We start from the raw sequence: 18,945 nt of genomic DNA on the forward strand, positions 1-18,945 counted from the left end.
TGCGCCCATTGAAACACCCGAGCCGCAAAACTGTCTCAAACGCCCTTGGTGAGACAGTTCGTTGAACCTCATCAATGCTGCTTTGCAACATCGGGATTACACCCGTCAGACAAGGGGAAAGGGCAGCGCCAAAGGCTGCAAGGGCAACCAACCAGGGGAGGATCGCATGGCACCGACACGCGAGACACTGCACTGGATGTACCAGACAATGGTCACCAGCCGCAGGTTCGAAGAGACGATCGCGAAGATCTATTTCGAGGGGAAGACGCCCGTCTTCAACATGGCGAACGGGCCGATTCCGGGCGAGATGCACCTGTCCGACGGGCAGGAGCCGGTGGCGGTGGGAGTTTGCGCGCACCTTACTCCCGAGGATGTCGTGACGGCGACCCACCGCCCGCACCACCAGGCCATCGCGAAGGGGGTCGATCTCGAGCGGATGGCGGCGGAGATCTTCGGCAAGAGGACCGGTCTGTCGGGCGGTCGCGGCGGGCACATGCACATTTTCGATGCGGATGTGAACTTCGCCTGTTCCGGGATCATTGCCCAAGGCATGGGCCCGGCGGTGGGTGCGGCGCTGAGCCGCAAGATGCAGGGCAAACCCGGCGTGGCGGTGGCCTTTCTCGGCGAAGGCGCGGTGAACCAGGGGGCCTGGCACGAGGCGATGAACCTCGCCGCGGTCTGGAATCTGCCGTTCATCTGCGTGATCGAGGACAACGCCTGGGGCATTTCGGTGCCGAAGAGTGCTGCGACCTCCATCGCGAACAATGCCAACCGCGCCGCAGCCTACGGCATTCCGGGCGTGCGGATCGAGGGCAACGACCCCTATGCGATCCACGAGGCCGCGGGCGAGGCGATCGCGCGGGCCCGTGCCGGCGAGGGGCCGACGCTGATCGAGGTCGAGACCTACCGGCTTGCGGGGCATTTCATGGGCGATGCGGAGGGCTACCGGCCCGAGGGCGAGAAGGATGCCCTGGTCGCGAAGGACCCGATCCCCACCATGCGCGCCCGGCTGCTGGCCGACGGGGTCGCGACCGAGGCGGAGCTTGACAAGATGGAGGCCGATGCGAGTGCCCGTGTCGAAGCCGCAATCGCCTTTGCCCGCGGGAGCGAAGACCCTGCGCCCGAGGACGCGCTCACGGCCGTTTTTGCCTGATCGGCGGGCGCTTTCGGGGCCCCGGCGGTGGCCGATGCCCTTCGAAAGCGTCTCACACAGAAGTGGGAGGACAAGATGAACAAGACGAACGAAAGAAAGCTTACCATTGCGCGGGCCATGGCGGAGGCCGTTGCCCAGGAGATGCGGGTCGACCCCATGGTCTTCGTCATGGGCGAGGATATCGGGGCTTTGGGCGGCGTCTACGGCAACACCCGCGGGCTGCTGGAGGAGTTCGGCGCAGAGCGGATCCGCGACACGCCGATCTCGGAGACCGCCTTCATCGGCGCGGCGGTGGGTGCTGCGCAGGACGGGATGCGGCCCGTGGTGGAACTGATGTTCGTGGATTTCTTCGGCGTTTGCTTCGACGCGATCTACAACCTGATGGCCAAGAACACCTATTTCTCGGGGGGTAATTTCAAGGTGCCGATGGTGCTGATGACCTCCACCGGCGGCGGTTACTCCGATGCGGGGCAGCATTCGCAATGTGTCTACGGGACCTTCGCGCATCTGCCGGGAATGAAGGTGGTCGCGCCCTCCAACGCCTATGACGCCAAGGGTCTGATGACCGCGGCCATGCGCGACGACAGCCCGGTGGTCTACATGTATCACAAGAGCCTTCAGGGCATGGGATGGCTCGGCACCGAGAAGGGTGCGACGGTGCATGTGCCCGAGGAGAGCTACACGGTCGAGATCGGCAAGGCCAAGGTGGTCCGGCCGGGACACGATGTGACCATCGTGAGCCTCGGAATGGGTGTGCACAACGCGCTCAAGGCCGCCGACGCGCTCGCCGAGCAGGGTGTCGAGGCGGAGGTGGTCGATCTCGTGAGCCTCGTGCCGCTCGACCGCGAGACGATCCGCGAAAGCGTCGCCAGGACCGGGCGGCTGATCGTGGTGGACGAGGATTACATGTCCTACGGCGTTTCGGGCGAGATCATCGCGAGCGTGACGGAGCATGACATCTCTGTTCTCAAGGCCGCACCCAAGCGGGTTGCATACCCTGATGTGCCGATCCCCTTCGCCCGCGTGATGGAGCAGTACTGCCTGCCCAACCCGGACAAGATCATCGCGGCCTGGGGCGACATGAAAGCCGCCTGACACCATAGCCCCCCAACCAAGGACCAACACGCACGGGGAAGCCGACGCGCTTCTCCGAACAGGAGAGGATCATCCAATGGCTACAGATATCGTCGTGCCGTCCGATCTCTGGGAAGAGGACGAGGACGCCGTCATCACCGACTGGCTCGCCGAGGACGGTGCGAGCGTCGAGGAGGGCGCACTCATCGCCGAGATCATGTGCGCGAAAGTGCAGTACGAGATCCATGCACCGGCAGCCGGCACGCTGAAGATCGCGGAAACGGCCGATGCGGTGGTGTCGAAGGGCACCAAGATCGGTTCGGTCGAATGACACTCGTCGACAGGACCGTCCGCCTCAGCGGCGTGCGCGGCATGATCGCGGACAAGATGATGGAGAGCTTGCAGACCGCAGCCCAGCTCACCCATCACGGGGCCGCGGATGCCACCGCCCTCATGGCGGAAAAGGCACGGCTGGCGGATGCCGGCGTGAAGGTTTCGGTCGAGGACCTGCTGATGCTCGCCGTGGTTCGCGCGCTCAAGCGCAGCCCGGACGCCAATGGCCGTGTCGAAGGCAAGGAGGTCAAGCTCTCGGCCGCGATCGACCTTGGCATTGCCATCGCCCTGCCCGGCAACCTGCTGGCGGCGCCCGCCATCTTCGGCGCCGACGCGATGGGCGTCGAGGAGCTCCGGGCCGCCCGTCGCGACCTCGCGACACGGGCCAGGGCCAACAAGCTTTCGGTCAGGGAAATGACCGGGGGGACCTTCACCGTCTCCAATCTCGGGCTCACCCGTGTGGAGCAGTTCACGCCGATCATCAACGCGCCGCAGATCGCCATTCTCGGCATCGGGCGCACCGTGGAGCGCGCGGTGCGGGCCGAGGACGGCAGCGTCGCCTTAAGCCCCCATATCGGGCTTTCGCTCACCTTCGACCACCGGGCCATCGACGGGGCCCCGGCGGCGGATGCACTGACCGCGATCTGCGAGGAAATAGAGGGGATGAGGCCGTGATCACCGCCATGTTCCGTGATGTCCGCGACGGGATCGACCGGGAAAAGGCGCTGCTCGCAGCGGGCCAGCCCACGGTGCTTCTGTGGCAGGCGGAGCAGAACGCGCTGGTGATCCCGGCGGCCATGGCGGCTCGCCCGACCGTCGCCCCCATCGCGGAGGCCTGTGCTGCGGCGGGCTGGCCGATCATCGCTCGCTCGAGCGGCGGCGGCGGGGTTCCCCAGGGGTTGGGCACGCTCAATCTCGCGATCGTCGCCCCGATGCAATCGGGCGGCGCGATGGAAGATGGCTACGACCTGATTTGCGGCGCCATCGGCGAGGCCCTGACCCGTTTCGAGGTCAACTGGACCGTGGGCGCGGTCGAGGGCTCGTTCTGCGACGGCAAATGGAATGTCACCGTCGCTGGACTAAAATTCGCGGGCACCGCCCAGCGCTGTAGCGCGCGGAATGGACAGCGCATCGCGCTCATCCATGCGGCCCTGCTGCTCGAACGCCCCGACCCTGCGTTCTGGGACGCGCTCGAACTGGTTCACGCGGCAGCAGACCTCGCGGTTTCCCCGCGACCGGACGTGCATGTGGCTCTCGACGATCTGCTCGCGCCCCGCATGCGTGCCAGCTCATTCCACGGGGCCCTCGCAAGGGCGGCACAAGACCGCCTGACGGACCTGGTGAACCGGCAATCCAAGGTAGCCTGACACCGCGCAGGCAACTCAAGGGAGGACAACAAGAATGAAGATTCGTTTCCACAAGCATCAACCCGCACGACGCGACAGTTCCGGTTTCAGCCGGCGCATGTTCCTGATGACGACGGCGATGGCCGGTGTGACCACGGGCGCGCTGCTGGGCAGCAGCCGGCCCCTCATCGCCTCGGTACTGGCGGAGGGCCAACCCGAGACCCTGCTGCGCATGGTCCAGGACATCTATCCGCATCCGGACCTGCTTCAGCTCAGCCATTACGAGGCCATCGTCGACATGGTCGGCTCCGCCGTGGCCCAGGACCCCGAGAAGGCTGCCAGCCTCTCGGACGGGATCACGCGGATCGACGCGCTGGCACTCGAACTGCACGGCGTATCCTACACGGATATCGAGGAGGCGGATGCGCGCGAGGGGCTCCTGCGCAACTTCCAGGACGAGGGCTTCTTCCAGCAGGTGCGCTGGACCGCCTATTTCGCGATCTACGACAACAAGGAGCTCTGGCCGCTCTTCGGTTACGAGGGCTCCTCGGTCGAGCATGGCGGATACATCGACCGTGGATTCTCCGACATCACCTTCGTCCCGCAAGGCCCGTCGCTCGAAGAGCGTCTGGCGGAAGTCCGGTCCTGAGGGGGGATGACATGACACAGTTCGATCTCAACGACGACAGCGTTGTCGTCATCATCGGCTCCGGCGCAGGCGGCGGCACGCTGGCCAATGAAATCGCGCAGAAGGGTGTCCGCTCCGTGGTGCTGGAGGCGGGCAAGCGCCTCGACTTCGGCGATATCGAAAACGACGAATGGGCGATGTTCAACAAGATCTCCTGGTTGGACAAGCGCTATTCCGCAGGTGGCTGGCACGGGGCGGTGAGCCATCCCAACCTGCCGGCCTGGATCGTGAAGGGCTACGGCGGTTCGACGGTTCACTGGTCCGCGGTGGCGCTGCGCCTGAAGGAATGGGAGTTCAAGACCCGGACGACCTACGGTGCGGTGGCCGGCGCGAACAACGAGGACTGGCCGGTCACGCTCGAGGAAATGACGCCCTGGTATGAGAAGGCCGAGCTGAAGATGGGCGTCACCGGGAAGACGACCGGGATGCCGCATCTGCCTTGGAACAACGGGTTCCGGGTGCTTGCCGAGGGTTGCCGCCGGACCGGGCGCACCGACTACAATTCGGGGCCCATGGCGATCAACTCGGTCGAGCGCGACGACCGGCCTTCCTGCCAACAGATCGGGTTCTGCATGCAGGGCTGCGCCATCGGGGCGAAGTGGTCGACCATGTATACCGAGCTGCCGCGCGCCGAGGATACCGGCAATTGCGAGGTGCGCACCGGGGCCATGGCGCTTCAGATCGAGCATGACGCGACCGGCAAGGTCACGGGCGTGGTCTACGGTGACGAGGACGGCAACCGCTACCTCCAGAAGGCGCGGGTGGTCTGCGTCGCCGGGAACACGATCGAAAGCCCGCGGCTGTTGCTGAATTCGGCCTCGTCGATGTTCCCGGACGGGCTCGCCAATTCCTCGGGCCAGGTCGGTCGGAACTACATGACGCACACGACCGCGGGGTGCTACGCGGCGCTTCCCGAGAAGGTACGGATGTATCGCGGCACCTCGGTTGCGGGGGTTGTCGGGGACGAGGTGCGCCACGATCCCTCGCGCGGGTTCAACGGCGGCTACTATCTCGAGTTCCTTTCGCTCGGCCTGCCCTTCATGGCGGCGTTCCTGGAGCCTGGCAACACCGGGTGGGGGCGCGACGTGGCCCGTGCGCTGGAGCAGTACGACCACATGTCGGGGGTCTGGATCTGCGGCGAGGATATGGCGCAGGAGCAGAACGGGGTCACGCTCCACGAGAGCGAGGTCGATCAGTACGGCCTGCCGGTGCCGGTGGTGGCAAAGACGCCGCACAACAACGATCACGCGCTGACTGCCCATGCCTTCGAGGCCACATCCGAGATCTACGGCTCGGTCGGGGCCACGGATGTCTACGAGCTGCCAGCCTATCCGGCGAGCCACAACATGGGCACGAACCGGATGCACGACGACCCCTCGAAGGGCGTGGTGAACCGGTTCGGGCAGGCGCACGACATCGACAACCTGTTCGTCTCCGACGGCAGCCAGTTCACCTCTTCGGGGGCCTGCAACCCGACCCTGACGATCGTGGCTTTAGCCATTCGGCAGGCCGCCTATATCGCCGGCGAAATGGGTGCGGGCAGCATCTGAAGCCGCCCGGCAGATCCGAGAAAGGCGCATCCGGGGAAACCGGGCCTGGGGGATGCGCCCGACACAAGAACGGCCCGGACAAGGAGGATAGAATGACACAATCCCGCCTCATGCAACGCGATCCGTTGCCAACGCGCCGTGAACTCATGGTCGGCGGCGCGGCCACGCTCGGTGCCCTTGGTGCTGCCGGTCCGGCCCGCGCCCAGATGCACGGCCCCATGCATGGCCCCTCGCAGCCGATCTTCACGCTGCAGCAGGTTTGCTACGTGGTGGACGATCTCGATGCGGCCCTCAAATACTGGACGGAGGAGTTGAAGGTCGGTCCCTTCTTCCTGTTCGAGCACGCACCGCTCGAGAACCAGATCTTCCGTGGCGAACCCACGGAGGCGGACGTGACGCTCGCGCTGGGCAACAGCGGTGCGGTGCAGGTCGAGTTGGTCGTGCAGCACAATGACGCGCCCTCGGTCTACAAGGAGTGGATGGACGGCGGTCGCCGGGGTCTGCACCATTTCGGCTACATGCCCCAGGATTATGCCGCCAACCGGGAGCATTTCATCGGGCTCGGCCACGCCCCCGCCTTCGAATGCACCATCGGCGACTCGCCTCTCGTCTATTTCGACATGCTCGACACCCTTGGCCACTATGTCGAGTTCTGGGAGGACAGCGCGGTCTATCGCGAGATCTTCCGCCGCACCGAGGAAGCAGCCCGGAGCTGGGACGGTTCCGATCCCGTGCGCCCCTGGACCTGACCCCCACAGCCACGATTGCGCGCAGGTGGGGGCGCTCCACCGCCTGCGGGATCCACACTCCAAGAGGAAGGACATTCCGATGACTGCCTATTCCGTTCTGTTCGTGAGCCCGACGGATGACGCCTGGATACCGGGATACATCGCGCCCGTGGGCAAGCTGATTGCCAAACACGGCGGCAGGTAACTCGCGCGGACCGCCGATCACCGGCAGGTCGAAGGCCCAGACCTCCCGGCCGCACTGCGGGTGGTACTCGAATGGCCAACGAAGGAGGCGGCGCTGAACTTCGAAAACGACCCGGACTACAAGCCCTACCTGGCATCCCGGCTGAACGGATCGACGAGCTATCACTTCGTGATTGACGGCAAGGACGACCTGGCCTGAGACGGCCATCCACCCCGAAAGAGTGCCTGTTCCGATGACCGGCGACACCCGGCCCGCATGAAGGGCCGCGTGCGTGCGCTCACTGGTTCCAACCCCAGGAGAAACTCATGAAAGCCTTGCGGTTTCATGGTGCGAAAGACCTGCGCATCGAAGACGTCGACAAACCCGCCTCCCCCGGTCCGGGGCAGGTCCTGGTGCGCAATACCCATTGCGGTATCTGCGGCTCGGACCTGCACGAGTATTCCTACGGCCCGATCTTCATTCCGCAGGAACCGCATGTCTTCACCGGCGCGAAACTGCCGCAGATCATGGGCCATGAGTTCGGCGGGGTCGTCGAGGCCATTGGCCCCGGTGTCGGCCATGTCGCGGTCGGCGACCGGGTATCCTGCCAGCCCATCGTGACGCCCCGCGCCGGGGAATACCATGCCGACCGGGGACTCTTCCAGCTTTCGGACAGGATCGCCATCGTCGGATTGTCGCATGACTGGGGCGGCATGGCGGAATACGCCCTTCTCGACGATTACAACGTCGCGAAGGTTCCCGACGAGCTGGCCGATGAAGCCGTCGCCCTGATCGAGCCCACCGCCGTCGGGGTTTATGCCTGCGACCGCGGCGAGGTCACGGCGGGTTCCAGCGTTCTTGTCACGGGGGCCGGGCCGATCGGAGTCGTAACGCTGATGGCCGCGCGCGCTGCGGGAGCGACACGCCTGTTCCTCTCGGACCCGAACGACACGCGCCTCGAACTCGCCAAGAGCGTCCTGCCGGAGGTCGTGACCATCAACCCGACGCGGGAAAGCGTAGCGGACGCGGTCCATGCTGCAACCGAGGCCAGTGTGGGCTGCGACACCGCAATCGAATGCGTCGGTAACGAGCACGCGTTGAAGGATTGTCTCTCGGCGGTCCGCAAGCAGGGCATCATCGTGCAATGCGGCCTTCACCCCGGCGAGGGGGCCCTCGACTGGTTCCAGGTCACGTTCAAGGATGTGCAGATTCGAGGGTCCTGGACCTATGGTACGCATTTCTGGCCCCGTGTCGCCAAGCTCATCTCGACCGGCATGATCCCGGACGAGAAGCTGGTGACCCGCCGGATTGCGCTGGAGGATGCAGTCAGGGACGGGTTCGACGCATTGCTGGACCCTGCGGGAGACCAGCTGAAGATCATCATCGAGATCTAGAACGCGGGCTCGCGATGCACGTCGCGTCTCCGCCAACGGAATCCCGGTCAGCAGATGAACCTGCCCGGGCCGCGACCGGTCCGGCACTACCTCCCCGCGGATCGGGCCGGTCGCCCCAAACGGATTTCATTCGCGGTCCGACATTCGAAGAATGGAAACACCAAGATGGCACTTGATGGAAGAGTTGCGCTCGTCGATCTGAACGGTGACGCCCGCGAGATCTATCGCTTTGCGCCTACTCCGATCCGACGGCAGGGCGCAGGAGCCCCGATTCCCGGATGCGCCGGTTGATCGTAGCGCGGCTGATCCCCATAAGCCGTGCCGCGCGGCTCACGTTCCACCGGGTCTGGCGCAGCGCGCTCTCGAGATCCGGGATCGCGGTCTTCTCCGGCGCGAGCGCCGCCGCGATATGCTGCGGGAGCTGCGAGATGCAGAGATCCCTGCGCCCGTGCAGGGTGGCGATTCCGGCGAAGACATTCTCCAGTTCGCGCAGGTTGCCGGGCCAGTCATAGGCCAGAAGGCAATCCAGCGCCTCGTCCGAGATCGTGGCCTCCGCCCCGGCGAACCGCTGATGCGCAGCCCTGATCTGGTCGGTCAGGTCCTGTCTCTTGCGCAGAGCCGGGAGCTGGACACGATGCGCGGCGAAGACGCTCGCGAGCGCCCCCAGATCCGCGCCGGTCGAAGACGTTCCCACGACCCGGAAACGCGCGGACGGCCCCTGCAGGCTCCCGCATTCGTCGTGGCGAGCGAGCCATGTGGCCAGAAGGCCTTGCGCCTGCGCCGAGAGCGCGTCGAGCTGATTGAGAAGCAGGGTGATCTCCGTGCCCCGCCCCAGAAACCGGTCGGTTTCGCGGACCCATTCGAGCACGGCGCGCAGAGGTTCCTCGGCCGCGGCCATCACCACGCCGTCTAGATATCGCATCGAATTGCGAGATTGCCGAAGAAGCGCCTCCGCAAGCTGCTTCTTGCCGGTACCGGGCCCGCCCTCGATCAGCACGGGCAGGTTCAGGGCCAGCAACCGTTCGGCCTCCGCGACGGCACGGTTCATGGACGGATCCCGACCGGCGATTTCCCGCAGGTCGGATGCGAGCCGGCCGGAAACGGGCCGGCCCCGCACGACCCTGCCAGGCAGATCGACCACGGGCAGTTCGGTCTCGAACAGTTCCCCCAATGTCCGACCGATCAGATTGCCGCCCTCGACCATGGCATTCGCGGCACGGGTCGCGGCAACGACGGTAGAACTTTCGTCAAGTGCCAGCAAAGCGCCTCGCGGCGCGCCGGGTGCGGGGGCCATGACATGCCGGGTGGCATAGGTTCGGGCAAAAAGCCTTGCCTCGATCCTGTCGGCGGTCTGGTTGAGGAGGTGCTGCGCCAACACGTAGTCCACCGGGCTCTCGCGATCGAGGCAGCTCAGCGACAGGGCGCCCAGGATCTCGCCATCGGCCCCTCGCAGCGGAGCGCCGGAGCAGACCACGTCGCGGAGGTTGCGGAAGAAGTGGTCCTGTCCACGGACGGTGAAGACGGTGTCGTTCTCGACTGCCAGCGACACGCCATTCGTTCCGGCGAGTTGCTCGCTCCAGCAGCTCCCCGGCACGATACCCGCCGCCTCAAGCAGGTCCTGGTCGGCACGGGTGGTCCGGATGTCGATGGCGATGCATTCGGGGTCGGTGATGATGAGGCAATGTCCGGCCTTCAGTGCAATCTCCGCCAGGGCATCGGTCTCGTTGCGGATATCTCCGATGGCGTCGAGGAAGGCTTCGCGGCGCGGCGCCACCTCCGACTGTTGCAGGCGCATGATCGGGTTTCTCGTGTCCGGGTGCAGCATGTGCTCCTGGCAACGCAGACGCGACTCCTCGACGGCACGCTTGTATTCGGTGATATCGATCAGTCCGACCATGCGCCTCCCTCGCGCGTTTTGTGAGGACCATCCTACACCAGAGCGAATGGGATCAAGAAGGACCGATTTCCTTATCCGGTTAGCGTTCGGACGTCTGGGCTCCGCCACGCCGGGTGCGCGGAATGCCGTCGCCCTTACACATCAGGCCGGGGCGCTTGCTGGTGCCCCCGCCAACTTCCGACGATCGTTTCCGAGAGCGCGAGCAGATAGGCGTCGGCATTGGCCTGCGCACAGAGTTGGAGCCCGACCGGCAGTTCACCATCGGCCCGTGGCATCGGGAGGGTTATGGCGCAGAGGTTCAGGCAATTCGCGATCCGCGTGTAGCGGGACATGGGGATTTCGGCCTCGTCGATCTGCGAGACCGGAGGTGCGCAGAAGGGCGTTCCCGGAAGTGCGAGGACATCGTGCCCGGCCATGGTTCGCGCGAACTCGGCCTCTGCGGCAGCCATGCGCGAAAGCCAGCCCCCATAGGTCTCGCGGCTTGTCTCGCGGCTGGCCAGGACACGGCGGCGCACGAACGGGTCCATGGGCTGCCGCCAGTCCTCGACGAGGTCGCGCAGGGAGGCATAGGCTTCATAGCCGACGATATCGCCGTTGAGCTTCTGGAACTGGGGCAGCGTCAGGGGAAGCTGGACCTGCGAGACCGTTGCTCCACCTGCCTCAAGGAGTTCGATCCGCTGCCAGAACGCCCGCGCGACACCGGGATCGATCGGCGAGAGCGCCTCGGCGCTCGGGACCGCGATCCGCAGGCTGATCATGTCCACGGGAGGGTGGCAGAGATCCGAGCCGGACATCGCTTCGGTGAAGCTGCGCGCATCCTCGACCGTTCGGGTGATTGGACCGAGGGTATCGAAAGTGGGGCCGAGGGGCGCGACGCCTTCGGTCGGGATCAGCCCGAAGCTAGGTTTGAACCCGATGACGCCGCACAGGCTGGCCGGGATGCGGATTGACCCGCCCGTATCGCTGCCGATGGCCACCGGAACATATCCTGCGGCGACCGCGACCGCCGAGCCACTGCTCGACCCGCCCGGTGCGCGGTGCACCTCCGGATCGGATGGGTTCCAGGGCGTTCCCCGGCCATAGTTCGTGCCCCAGCTACCGAAAGCGAATTCCACCATGTGGGTCGTGCCGAGCAGATTGGCCCCCGCCTCTCTCAGGCGGTCGATGACCGGAGCGTTTCGCCCCGCGACGCCCGACGCGAAGGCAGAAGATCCAAAGAGCGTGGGCGCACCGGCGACGTCGATCAACTCCTTTACCAGGAAAGGGATGCCATGAAGCTTCCCGCGCGCTGCGCCTTTCGCCTCGAGGGTATCCAGACGGGCCGCATGCCGTCGCGCCTCCGCCTCGAAGAGCCGGGAGACGGCATGGTACCTGTGGTCGTTCTGCGCAATCCGGGCGAGGCATGTCTCTGCCCATCGGGCGGCCTTCCCCGGCATGAGGTCGATGTCGCCGGAATGATTCTCGAGATGCGGGTCGCTCATATCGTTGCCTCTGTTCCAGTCGCCTTTGGACAGAACGCTACGGCAATCCGATCGGGCTTGTCCCCGGTGCAAAGCGACCCCTCCTGACGCGAATAGACGCTCCCGACGGCCCAGGTCGCGACAGGCCATGACGCCCGTATCGTCTTTTTTCACGGGCACCCGGCAGTGCATACTGAACCTGTCGCGGAACCTGAAGAACACCTCGCGGAAAAGAGAAACGAACACCGGCACTTCCCGGTCGCCAAGCTGCAGCAAGCGACTGAAATTGCCGGACGATCCAAAGCCCGACGGCCAGGGGCGCGCCGATAGGTCAGGCGCAGCTGCCGCATCCGGCCAAACACGTTCTGGCGCGTGGCATTCGTCATGCGCCCGCCTCGAGAACTGCCTGCAAACGCTCGTATGGGTCACGCAGGTCCCACACGCCTTTGTCATTCGAAGGAGACAACCATGCTGGACTTCACCCGATCCTGGCGCGCGCTGCGCCCGAGCTGCATCGGCCTCGCGGGCGCTCTCGCCCTCGGGCTCGCGACATCCGCCGATGCCAGGGATCTGCGCCTCAAGTTCGCGGGCACGCTTCCCGTGGAACACCAGGGCACCAAGATCATGGAACAGATCGCGGAAGATATCGAGGCCGCGGATGTCGGCCTCAGGGTTTCCGTTTTCCCGGCCAACCAGCTCGGCTCCGGGGAAGAGCTTCTGGAGGACGCGATCCGCGGCAATATCGACCTGGTGATGGGGTTCATCTATGCCCACAAGGATCCTGCCTTCGAGATCAATTCGATGCCCTATCTCGTCAGTTCATGGGACGAGATGGAGAGCACAGTTCGCAACCCGGATTCCGCCTTCAACCAGATCATGAGCGAACGGCTCGCCAATCTCGGGCTCCGGATGATCTCCAACAATCCGGAAGGCTTCTCGAACCTCGTCGCCGAGAAGATGCCCGAGGACTACGCCGGTCTCGGCTCGAAGGGCATGAACACGCGGGTCTGGTCGTCGAATGCGGTCAAGGACACGATGGAAGCCATCGGCTACAACACGACGACTATGGCCTACGCAGAGATCTTCGCGGCGGTGCAGTCCGGTGTCGTTGACGGCGCCATCTGCTGCACCAAGCAGTCGGCCTATTCGATCTTCGCGAAGTCTGGCGTTGGCAAGTATTTCGTGGACTACAACGCCTTCATGGAGCTTTCGACCTTCTACGCTTCGCAAGAGTCCTGGGACGAGATGAACGAAGATCAGCGCGAGGTGGTTCAGGCCGCCTTCGAGAAGGCATCGGACGACTTTTTCGCCTGGAACAAGGCAAACGACGCGAAGTTTGCGGAAGAACTGGTCAACGCGGGATACGAAATCCTGACGCCGACGCCCGAAGAGATCGCCGTTCTGCGCGATCATGTGCGGGCGACCGTATGGCCATCCATCTCGGAAATCGTCGGGCAGGACGTGATCGACCGGCTTCAGTCTGACCTCGGCGACGGCAGCTGAGCCCTTTCGGAGGGGTGGGCCCACTGGCCCGCCCGATGCCTCGAAGGTCCATTTTGAAAGGGTCGATCATGAGCAGTCAAACGGAACCTCTTTCCGGGCCCGGCCCGAGCGTGCTTCGCGCCATGCTGAAGGCCATGCATTTCTTCATCATCCTGGGCGGCTGCATCATGGCGCTCACGTTCTTCTGCGTGGTGATCCTCCGATACGGATTCAATGCCGATCTGTTCGCCTACGAAGAGTGGCTCATGGTGATCGCGTTCTGGATGATCTTTCTCGCCAGCGCTGTCGCCAGCTACAGGGATGTCCATATCAATGCCGATATCCTTGGGATCATGCTGAAGGATCCCAAGACCATTCACCGGCGCGCAATTGTCGTGAAGGCCATCGAGCTCGTCGTGCTCATCTACCTGACATATCTAGGTTTTGTCATGATCCGGGATGAGCTTGCCTCATACCCCATGTGGCAGACGTCCATTGCATTGAAGATCCCGTTCGTTGTGCCGCGCCTCGGGATCTTCGTCGGATTTTTCATGATGACGGTTTTCACCGCGCTCCAGCTCTCCCTCCTGATCCAGCAGGGCCCGCAGAGCGCAAATCAGGACGAGCGCGTCCCGGAGGAAGAATAGCACCATGGTCATAGCTGGAAGCCTTCTCGTTCTCTGCTGCCTGCTGCTGATCGGGGTCACCGTCCCGCTGGCCTTCGGCGGCGTGCTGCTTTTTCTGTCCCTGGTGGGGGATTTCGATGTGGCGGGATATCTGCCCTCGGGTCACTGGAAGATGAACTCCGTCGTGTTGCTTGCCATTCCGCTCTTCATCATCGCGGGAGCGATCATGGAAAAGGGACGCATTGCGGCGCCGCTCGTCCACCTGGCCGAACTGATGATCGGCCATGTCCGGGGCGGGCTTTCCATTGCCGCGGTGCTCGCGAGCGGGATTTTCGGCTCGATCTCCGGCAGCGGCAGCGCGACTCTGACGTGTATCGGCGGGATCATGATGCCGCATCTGCGGCGCGCGAAATACCCGGAAGGCCTCAGCGCGGCCCTTATCGTGAATGCGAGCCCGCTGGGGATGCTGATCCCACCCAGTTCGTCGCACATTCTCTACGCGTGGGTCTCCCAGACATCCGTTCTGAAGTGCTTTCTGTCGACGGTGATCCCGGGGCTCATCCTGATTACCATGCTTTGCATCGTAAACCAGGTTCAGCTTCGCAAATGCAAGGACCTCGAGCTGAACGAGAGGCCCACCGATTTCGCCTTCCAGTTCAAGACCCGGTCGCGCTCAGCATTTCCCGCGCTTCTTATGCCGTTGATCATCCTCGGCGGGATCTACGGCGGGATCATGACCCCCACCGAGGCTGCGGGATTTGCGGTGATCTACGCCATTCCGGTGGCGATCTACATCTACAAGGGCATGACCTGGAAATCCTTCCGTGAGACCATGCTTCAGGCCGGGATCACGGTGGGTGTGGTCATGTCGATGATCTTCATGGTCCTGATCGTCAGCCGTTTCCTGATCTTCGAGGACATTCCGGGCATCGCCGAAGATCTCGTCTATTCCGTTTCGGAGAATCCGATCGTCATTCTGCTGATGGTCAACCTGACGATGATCCTCATCGGGATGCTGATGGACGATATCAGCGGCCTGCTGCTCTCGACGCCGATCCTGCTTCCCATCGTTCAGAGTGTCGGCATGGACCCGATCCACTTCGCCGCCGTGCTGGGGGTCAATCTGGGCATGGCCAATGTCACGCCACCGACAGCGCCGAACCTCTATCTCGGCGCGAGGGTCACCGGCGCTCCGGTGGTGAAGATGCTTGGGCCGACGATGATCTTCATCATCTTCGCCTGGATGCCGACCCTGATCCTAACGACCTTCGTGCCTCAACTGTCGCTGTTCCTGCCCGAGCTGCTTCTGGGCAAATGACACTCATGCGGAGGGGGGCGGCCTTGAATCGCCCCCTCCCCTGCCGGACACCGCTTGTTGCCTGCCGGGCGGGTCTCAGAAGACCTTTCCCCTGAGCGGCTCATTGATCCGGCCACTGGCTGTCAGATGGTAGAGAATGCGCCGGGGGATGCTGGTGGAGTCCAGAGGATAGAGCCGGCAATCCGAAATAGCCTGACGCAGGTTCACCGATCGGCCGATATATTCCATGACCACGCGCGCACTCGAAGGCTCATGGGCATCTCCGCCCGAAACGCCCATGGTCAGGCCGGTCAGCACGGACACGCGGTTGCGGTAGTTCATGAAGAGCGCGGTCTGGGTCAGTTCGGCCCCGGTGATGACTTCCTGATCCAGCAGGTGCATCCGATCCCCTGCCACGGTGACCATTCCCGCATACTTGTAGACGTCCGGCGGTCCGGGAACGCCGGGACGCTTCAGACGTTCAAGGCGCTTGTAGAGGGTGTACTCGTTCCAGCCATAGATGAACACGAGGGACTTGAGCACGTGTTTCGGCGTAGAGAACGACAGGTAGTATTTGTGATAATACCCGTATGTCTTGCTCAGGACGCCGCGGGAACGTTGCGCCTGCGTCAGCATGCCCGCCAGTCCGGGTGGCATCGTGACATCCTCGGCGCCGCGCACGGGCCGAAGCCGGACGATGTTCTGGAACTGCTCGTGGGGCAGCAGCATCTCGTATTCGTCGAAGCCGAAGAAATCGCAGATCCGGCGCATGTTGTATCGCGACGGGAACGACGCGCCGGACAGGTATTTCATGAATTGCTGCCGGTTGATGCCCAGCTTGCGGCACATTTCGGAGATCGACGGGTAATAGCTGGCGGCGATCTTGAGATTGGCGGTGAAATTCTCTGTCGTGAAGTCGTTCATATTGGCGACCCGCCTGCAAACCCGCGTCAAGTGACGTGAGGCAGGCTACACGAGGGGCATTTCACGTCAAACCGGAGGGTCACGGCGGGGCTGCGACACCAGTTTTCGCGATCGCCGGCCGACGCGCCTTTTGGGAGTCATGTTTGGTACACGATCGATTTCTTGCCCAACCGCTGTTCGGCATTTTCGAGCGAGTGATATGGATTCTGGCTTTGGTTGCGGGGACAGGATTTGAACCTGTGACCTTCAGGTTATGAGCCTGACGAGCTACCGGGCTGCTCCACCCCGCGCCATTTGAAAGTCTGGTTGACTTTCTGCGCTTTGGCACGGTTGTTTTTGGTCGTGCCGTGCCGGTTATCGGGTTGTCCCTTTTGGGAGGGACGTTTGTGAAGAGAAGCTTTGGGATGCGTTTATCAGGTTTGGCGGTAACCTACTCTCCCACGTCTTGAGACGCAGTACCATCGGCGCCGAGGCGCTTAACGGCCGAGTTCGGGATGGGATCGGGTGTTTCGCTCGCAGCTGTTGCCACCAAACCTGGAAAACGCATCCTCCTGCCCACCCGCTTTGACTGGGTCGGCAGGACACACGAGACTTGTCTTTCTCATTCTCTGACTGTTCTGGGTCAAAGGCTTCCCGTTTCCGGTCGGCCAGGACTGGTCCTGGCTTCCACTGGATCGGATCAAGCCAATCGGGCGATTAGTATCGGTCAACTGAGCACGTTACCGCGCTTACATCTCCGACCTATCGACGTGGTGGTCTACCACGGCCCTCAAGGGAGACCTGGTTTCGAGGGGGGCTTCCCGCTTAGATGCCTTCAGCGGTTATCCTGTCCGCACATAGCTACCCTGCACTGCCGTTGGCACGACAACAGGTCCACCAGTGGTGCGTTCACCCCGGTCCTCTCGTACTAGGGGCAACTCCTCTCAAGTCTCCTACACCCACGGCAGATAGGGACCGAACTGTCTCACGACGTTCTAAACCCAGCTCACGTACCACTTTAAACGGCGAACAGCCGTACCCTTGGGACCTTCTCCAGCCCCAGGATGTGATGAGCCGACATCGAGGTGCCAAACACTGCCGTCGATATGGACTCTTGGGCAGTATCAGCCTGTTATCCCCGGCGTACCTTTTATCCGTTGAGCGATGGCCCTTCCACGCGGGACCACCGGATCACTATGGCCGACTTTCGTCTCTGCTCGACTTGTCAGTCTCGCAGTCAGGCGGGCTTATGCCATTGCACTCGACGACCGATTTCCGACCGGTCTGAGCCCACCATCGCGCGCCTCCGTTACTGTTTGGGAGGCGACCGCCCCAGTCAAACTACCCGCCACACAGGGTCCCGGATCCGGATGACGGACCGCGGTTAGACATCAGATGAGCGAAGGGTGGTATCTCAAGGGAAGCTCCACGGGAACTGGCGTCCCCGCTTCAAAGCCTGCCACCTATCCTGCACATCTCTGACCTGATGCCAGTGTGAAGCTGTAGTAAAGGTGCACGGGGTCTTTCCGTCTGACCGCGGGAACCCCGCATCTTCACGGGGAATTCAATTTCGCTGAGTCTGCATTGGAGACAGCGGGGAAGTCGTTACGCCATTCGTGCAGGTCGGAACTTACCCGACAAGGAATTTCGCTACCTTAGGACCGTTATAGTTACGGCCGCCGTTTACTGGGGCTTCAATTCAAGGCTTGCACCTCTCCTTTTAACCTTCCAGCACCGGGCAGGCGTCAGACCCTATACGTCGCCTTGCGGCTTCGCAGAGCCCTGTGTTTTTAGTAAACAGTCGCCACCCCCTGGTCTGTGCCCCCCGCCAACGCTTGCGCGCCAACGGGGCCTCCTTCTCCCGAAGTTACGGAGGCATTTTGCCGAGTTCCTTCAATGCAGTTCTCTCAAGCGCCTTGGTATGCTCTACCAGTCCACCTGTGTCGGTTTCGGGTACGATCTAATGGAGGGCTATTTCCTGGAACCGCTTCGAAGCCTGATCAATCCGATAAGATCAGACAACAGCCGCGATCCGTCACATCCTCCTGGCTCCGGAATATTAACCGGATTCCCATCGACTACGCCTTTCGGCCTCGCCTTAGGGGTCGGCTCACCCTGCTCAGATTAGCTTTAAGCAGGAACCCTTGGACTTTCGGCGGGAGTGTCTCTCACACTCCTTGTCGCTACTCATGTCAACATTCTCGCTTCTGAATGCTCCACCGGATCGCTTACGCGCCGGCTTCATCGCAAACTCCGTGTCTCCGTTGTTTTGTTTGCGCTACCGCTTCGCTACTTGAGCGCAAACGGGCCTCGCACAAAACATAAGAGACATGGAGTTAATAGACAGAACGCTCCGCTACCGCGTGCACAAAGTGCACACCCTGAGCTTCGGCTCGTGGCTTGAGCCCCGGTACATCTTCGCCGCAGGACCTCTTGTTTAGACCAGTGAGCTGTTACGCTATCTTTAAAGGATGGCTGCTTCTAAGCCAACCTCCTGGTTGTTTTGGAAGTCCCACATGCTTTCCCACTTAGCCACGAATTAGGGGCCTTAGCTGCAGGTCAGGGTTGTTTCCCTCTCCACGACGGACGTTAGCACCCGCCGTGTGTCTGCCAGATAGTACTCTTCGGTATTCGGAGTTTGGTTAGGATCAGTAAGACTGTGGGTCCCCATTACCCATCCAGTGCTCTACCCCCGAAGGTATTCATCTGACGCTCTACCTAAATAGATTTCGCGGAGAACCAGCTATCTCCGAGTTTGATTGGCCTTTCACCCCTAGGCACACCTCATCCCGACCTTTTTCAACAGGTGTGGGTTCGGACCTCCAGTGCG

15 protein-coding genes, 1 tRNA gene, 2 rRNA genes and 1 pseudogene (1 of these 19 running past the window's edge) are annotated in these 18,945 nt (G+C 63.0%); 13 read left to right on the plus strand and 6 right to left on the minus strand.

What is annotated here, in order from left to right; all coding sequences use genetic code 11:
- Nucleotides 1–166: 166 nt before the first annotated feature.
- The 10 genes and pseudogenes from ACP15W_RS17735 (at nt 167) to ACP15W_RS17780 (ending at nt 8,450) form a co-directional block, all read left to right on the plus strand.
- On the plus strand, nt 167–1,153 hold the full coding sequence (locus tag ACP15W_RS17735) for a thiamine pyrophosphate-dependent dehydrogenase E1 component subunit alpha (RefSeq protein ID WP_424934272.1): 987 nt from the start codon (nt 167–169) through the stop codon (nt 1,151–1,153).
- A 75-nt stretch (nt 1,154–1,228) separates the two neighbouring features.
- Nucleotides 1,229–2,248 (plus strand): alpha-ketoacid dehydrogenase subunit beta, encoded by a 1,020-nt coding sequence (locus tag ACP15W_RS17740; RefSeq protein WP_424934273.1) that lies wholly within the window; start codon nt 1,229–1,231, stop codon nt 2,246–2,248.
- A 76-nt stretch (nt 2,249–2,324) separates the two neighbouring features.
- Nucleotides 2,325–2,558, plus strand: a complete 234-nt coding sequence (locus tag ACP15W_RS17745; protein WP_424934274.1) for a biotin/lipoyl-containing protein — start codon at nt 2,325–2,327, stop codon at nt 2,556–2,558.
- Entirely contained in the window at nt 2,555–3,235 is a 681-nt protein-coding gene (locus ACP15W_RS17750; RefSeq protein WP_424934275.1) for a 2-oxo acid dehydrogenase subunit E2, read from the plus strand. The genes ACP15W_RS17745 and ACP15W_RS17750 overlap by 4 nt, the downstream gene beginning before the upstream one ends.
- The gene (locus ACP15W_RS17755) at nt 3,232–3,927 is read left to right on the plus strand and encodes a lipoyl protein ligase domain-containing protein (protein ID WP_424934276.1); all 696 of its coding nucleotides are present in this window, start codon (nt 3,232–3,234) and stop codon (nt 3,925–3,927) included. The genes ACP15W_RS17750 and ACP15W_RS17755 overlap by 4 nt, the downstream gene beginning before the upstream one ends.
- 34 nt (nt 3,928–3,961) lie before the next feature.
- Nucleotides 3,962–4,555 (plus strand): hypothetical protein, encoded by a 594-nt coding sequence (locus tag ACP15W_RS17760; RefSeq protein ID WP_424934277.1) that lies wholly within the window; start codon nt 3,962–3,964, stop codon nt 4,553–4,555.
- An 11-nt stretch (nt 4,556–4,566) separates the two neighbouring features.
- Entirely contained in the window at nt 4,567–6,144 is a 1,578-nt protein-coding gene (locus ACP15W_RS17765) for a GMC family oxidoreductase (protein WP_424934278.1), read from the plus strand.
- Nucleotides 6,145–6,236: 92 nt separating this feature from the next.
- Nucleotides 6,237–6,893 (plus strand): VOC family protein, encoded by a 657-nt coding sequence (locus tag ACP15W_RS17770; RefSeq protein ID WP_424934279.1) that lies wholly within the window; start codon nt 6,237–6,239, stop codon nt 6,891–6,893.
- Nucleotides 6,894–7,089: 196 nt separating this feature from the next.
- Nucleotides 7,090–7,275 (plus strand): annotated as a pseudogene (locus tag ACP15W_RS17775) (DUF1330 domain-containing protein); the annotation flags it as partial.
- 107 nt (nt 7,276–7,382) lie between these two features.
- Complete coding sequence (locus tag ACP15W_RS17780) at nt 7,383–8,450, plus strand: 2,3-butanediol dehydrogenase (protein ID WP_424934280.1); 1,068 nt, start codon at nt 7,383–7,385, stop codon at nt 8,448–8,450.
- A gap of 235 nt (nt 8,451–8,685) precedes the next feature.
- On the opposite strand, the gene ACP15W_RS17785 is transcribed toward ACP15W_RS17780, so the two are convergent.
- Together ACP15W_RS17785 and ACP15W_RS17790 are read right to left on the minus strand one after the other, a co-directional pair.
- A complete protein-coding gene (locus tag ACP15W_RS17785; RefSeq protein WP_424934281.1) occupies nt 8,686–10,347 on the minus strand; it encodes a sigma-54-dependent Fis family transcriptional regulator in 1,662 nt (553 codons plus the stop codon).
- Nucleotides 10,348–10,481: 134 nt separating this feature from the next.
- The gene (locus ACP15W_RS17790; RefSeq protein ID WP_424934282.1) at nt 10,482–11,828 is read right to left on the minus strand and encodes an amidase; all 1,347 of its coding nucleotides are present in this window, start codon (nt 11,826–11,828) and stop codon (nt 10,482–10,484) included.
- A 447-nt stretch (nt 11,829–12,275) separates the two neighbouring features.
- Between ACP15W_RS17790 and dctP the strand changes: the two genes are divergently transcribed.
- The 3 genes from dctP to ACP15W_RS17805 all read left to right on the plus strand — a co-directional run bounded on the left by dctP (nt 12,276) and on the right by ACP15W_RS17805 (nt 15,233).
- Nucleotides 12,276–13,310: a TRAP transporter substrate-binding protein DctP gene (gene dctP / locus ACP15W_RS17795; RefSeq protein WP_424934283.1), complete on the plus strand. Its 1,035-nt coding sequence runs from the start codon at nt 12,276–12,278 to the stop codon at nt 13,308–13,310.
- Nucleotides 13,311–13,378: 68 nt separating this feature from the next.
- A complete protein-coding gene (locus ACP15W_RS17800; protein ID WP_424934284.1) occupies nt 13,379–13,936 on the plus strand; it encodes a TRAP transporter small permease in 558 nt (185 codons plus the stop codon).
- A gap of 4 nt (nt 13,937–13,940) precedes the next feature.
- Nucleotides 13,941–15,233 carry a TRAP transporter large permease gene (locus ACP15W_RS17805; RefSeq protein ID WP_424934285.1) on the plus strand — a complete coding sequence of 431 codons (1,293 nt, stop codon included), beginning with the start codon at nt 13,941–13,943 and terminating at the stop codon, nt 15,231–15,233.
- 75 nt (nt 15,234–15,308) lie between these two features.
- Here the strand turns inward: ACP15W_RS17805 and ACP15W_RS17810 are convergent, their stop codons facing one another.
- From ACP15W_RS17810 to ACP15W_RS17825, 4 genes are all read right to left on the minus strand, one after another.
- Nucleotides 15,309–16,136, minus strand: a complete 828-nt coding sequence (locus ACP15W_RS17810; RefSeq protein ID WP_424934286.1) for a hypothetical protein — start codon at nt 16,134–16,136, stop codon at nt 15,309–15,311.
- Between the two features lie 213 nt (nt 16,137–16,349).
- Nucleotides 16,350–16,426: transfer RNA gene (locus tag ACP15W_RS17815), tRNA-Met, on the minus strand.
- 127 nt (nt 16,427–16,553) lie between these two features.
- Nucleotides 16,554–16,669: ribosomal RNA gene (gene rrf, locus ACP15W_RS17820) — 5S ribosomal RNA — on the minus strand.
- Between the two features lie 142 nt (nt 16,670–16,811).
- Nucleotides 16,812–18,945 (minus strand): 23S ribosomal RNA (locus tag ACP15W_RS17825); it runs 739 nt beyond the window's last position.

It is taken from the genome of Amaricoccus macauensis (assembly GCF_049800915.1).
GTDB classification, from domain to species: Bacteria; Pseudomonadota; Alphaproteobacteria; order Rhodobacterales; family Rhodobacteraceae; genus Amaricoccus; species Amaricoccus macauensis_A.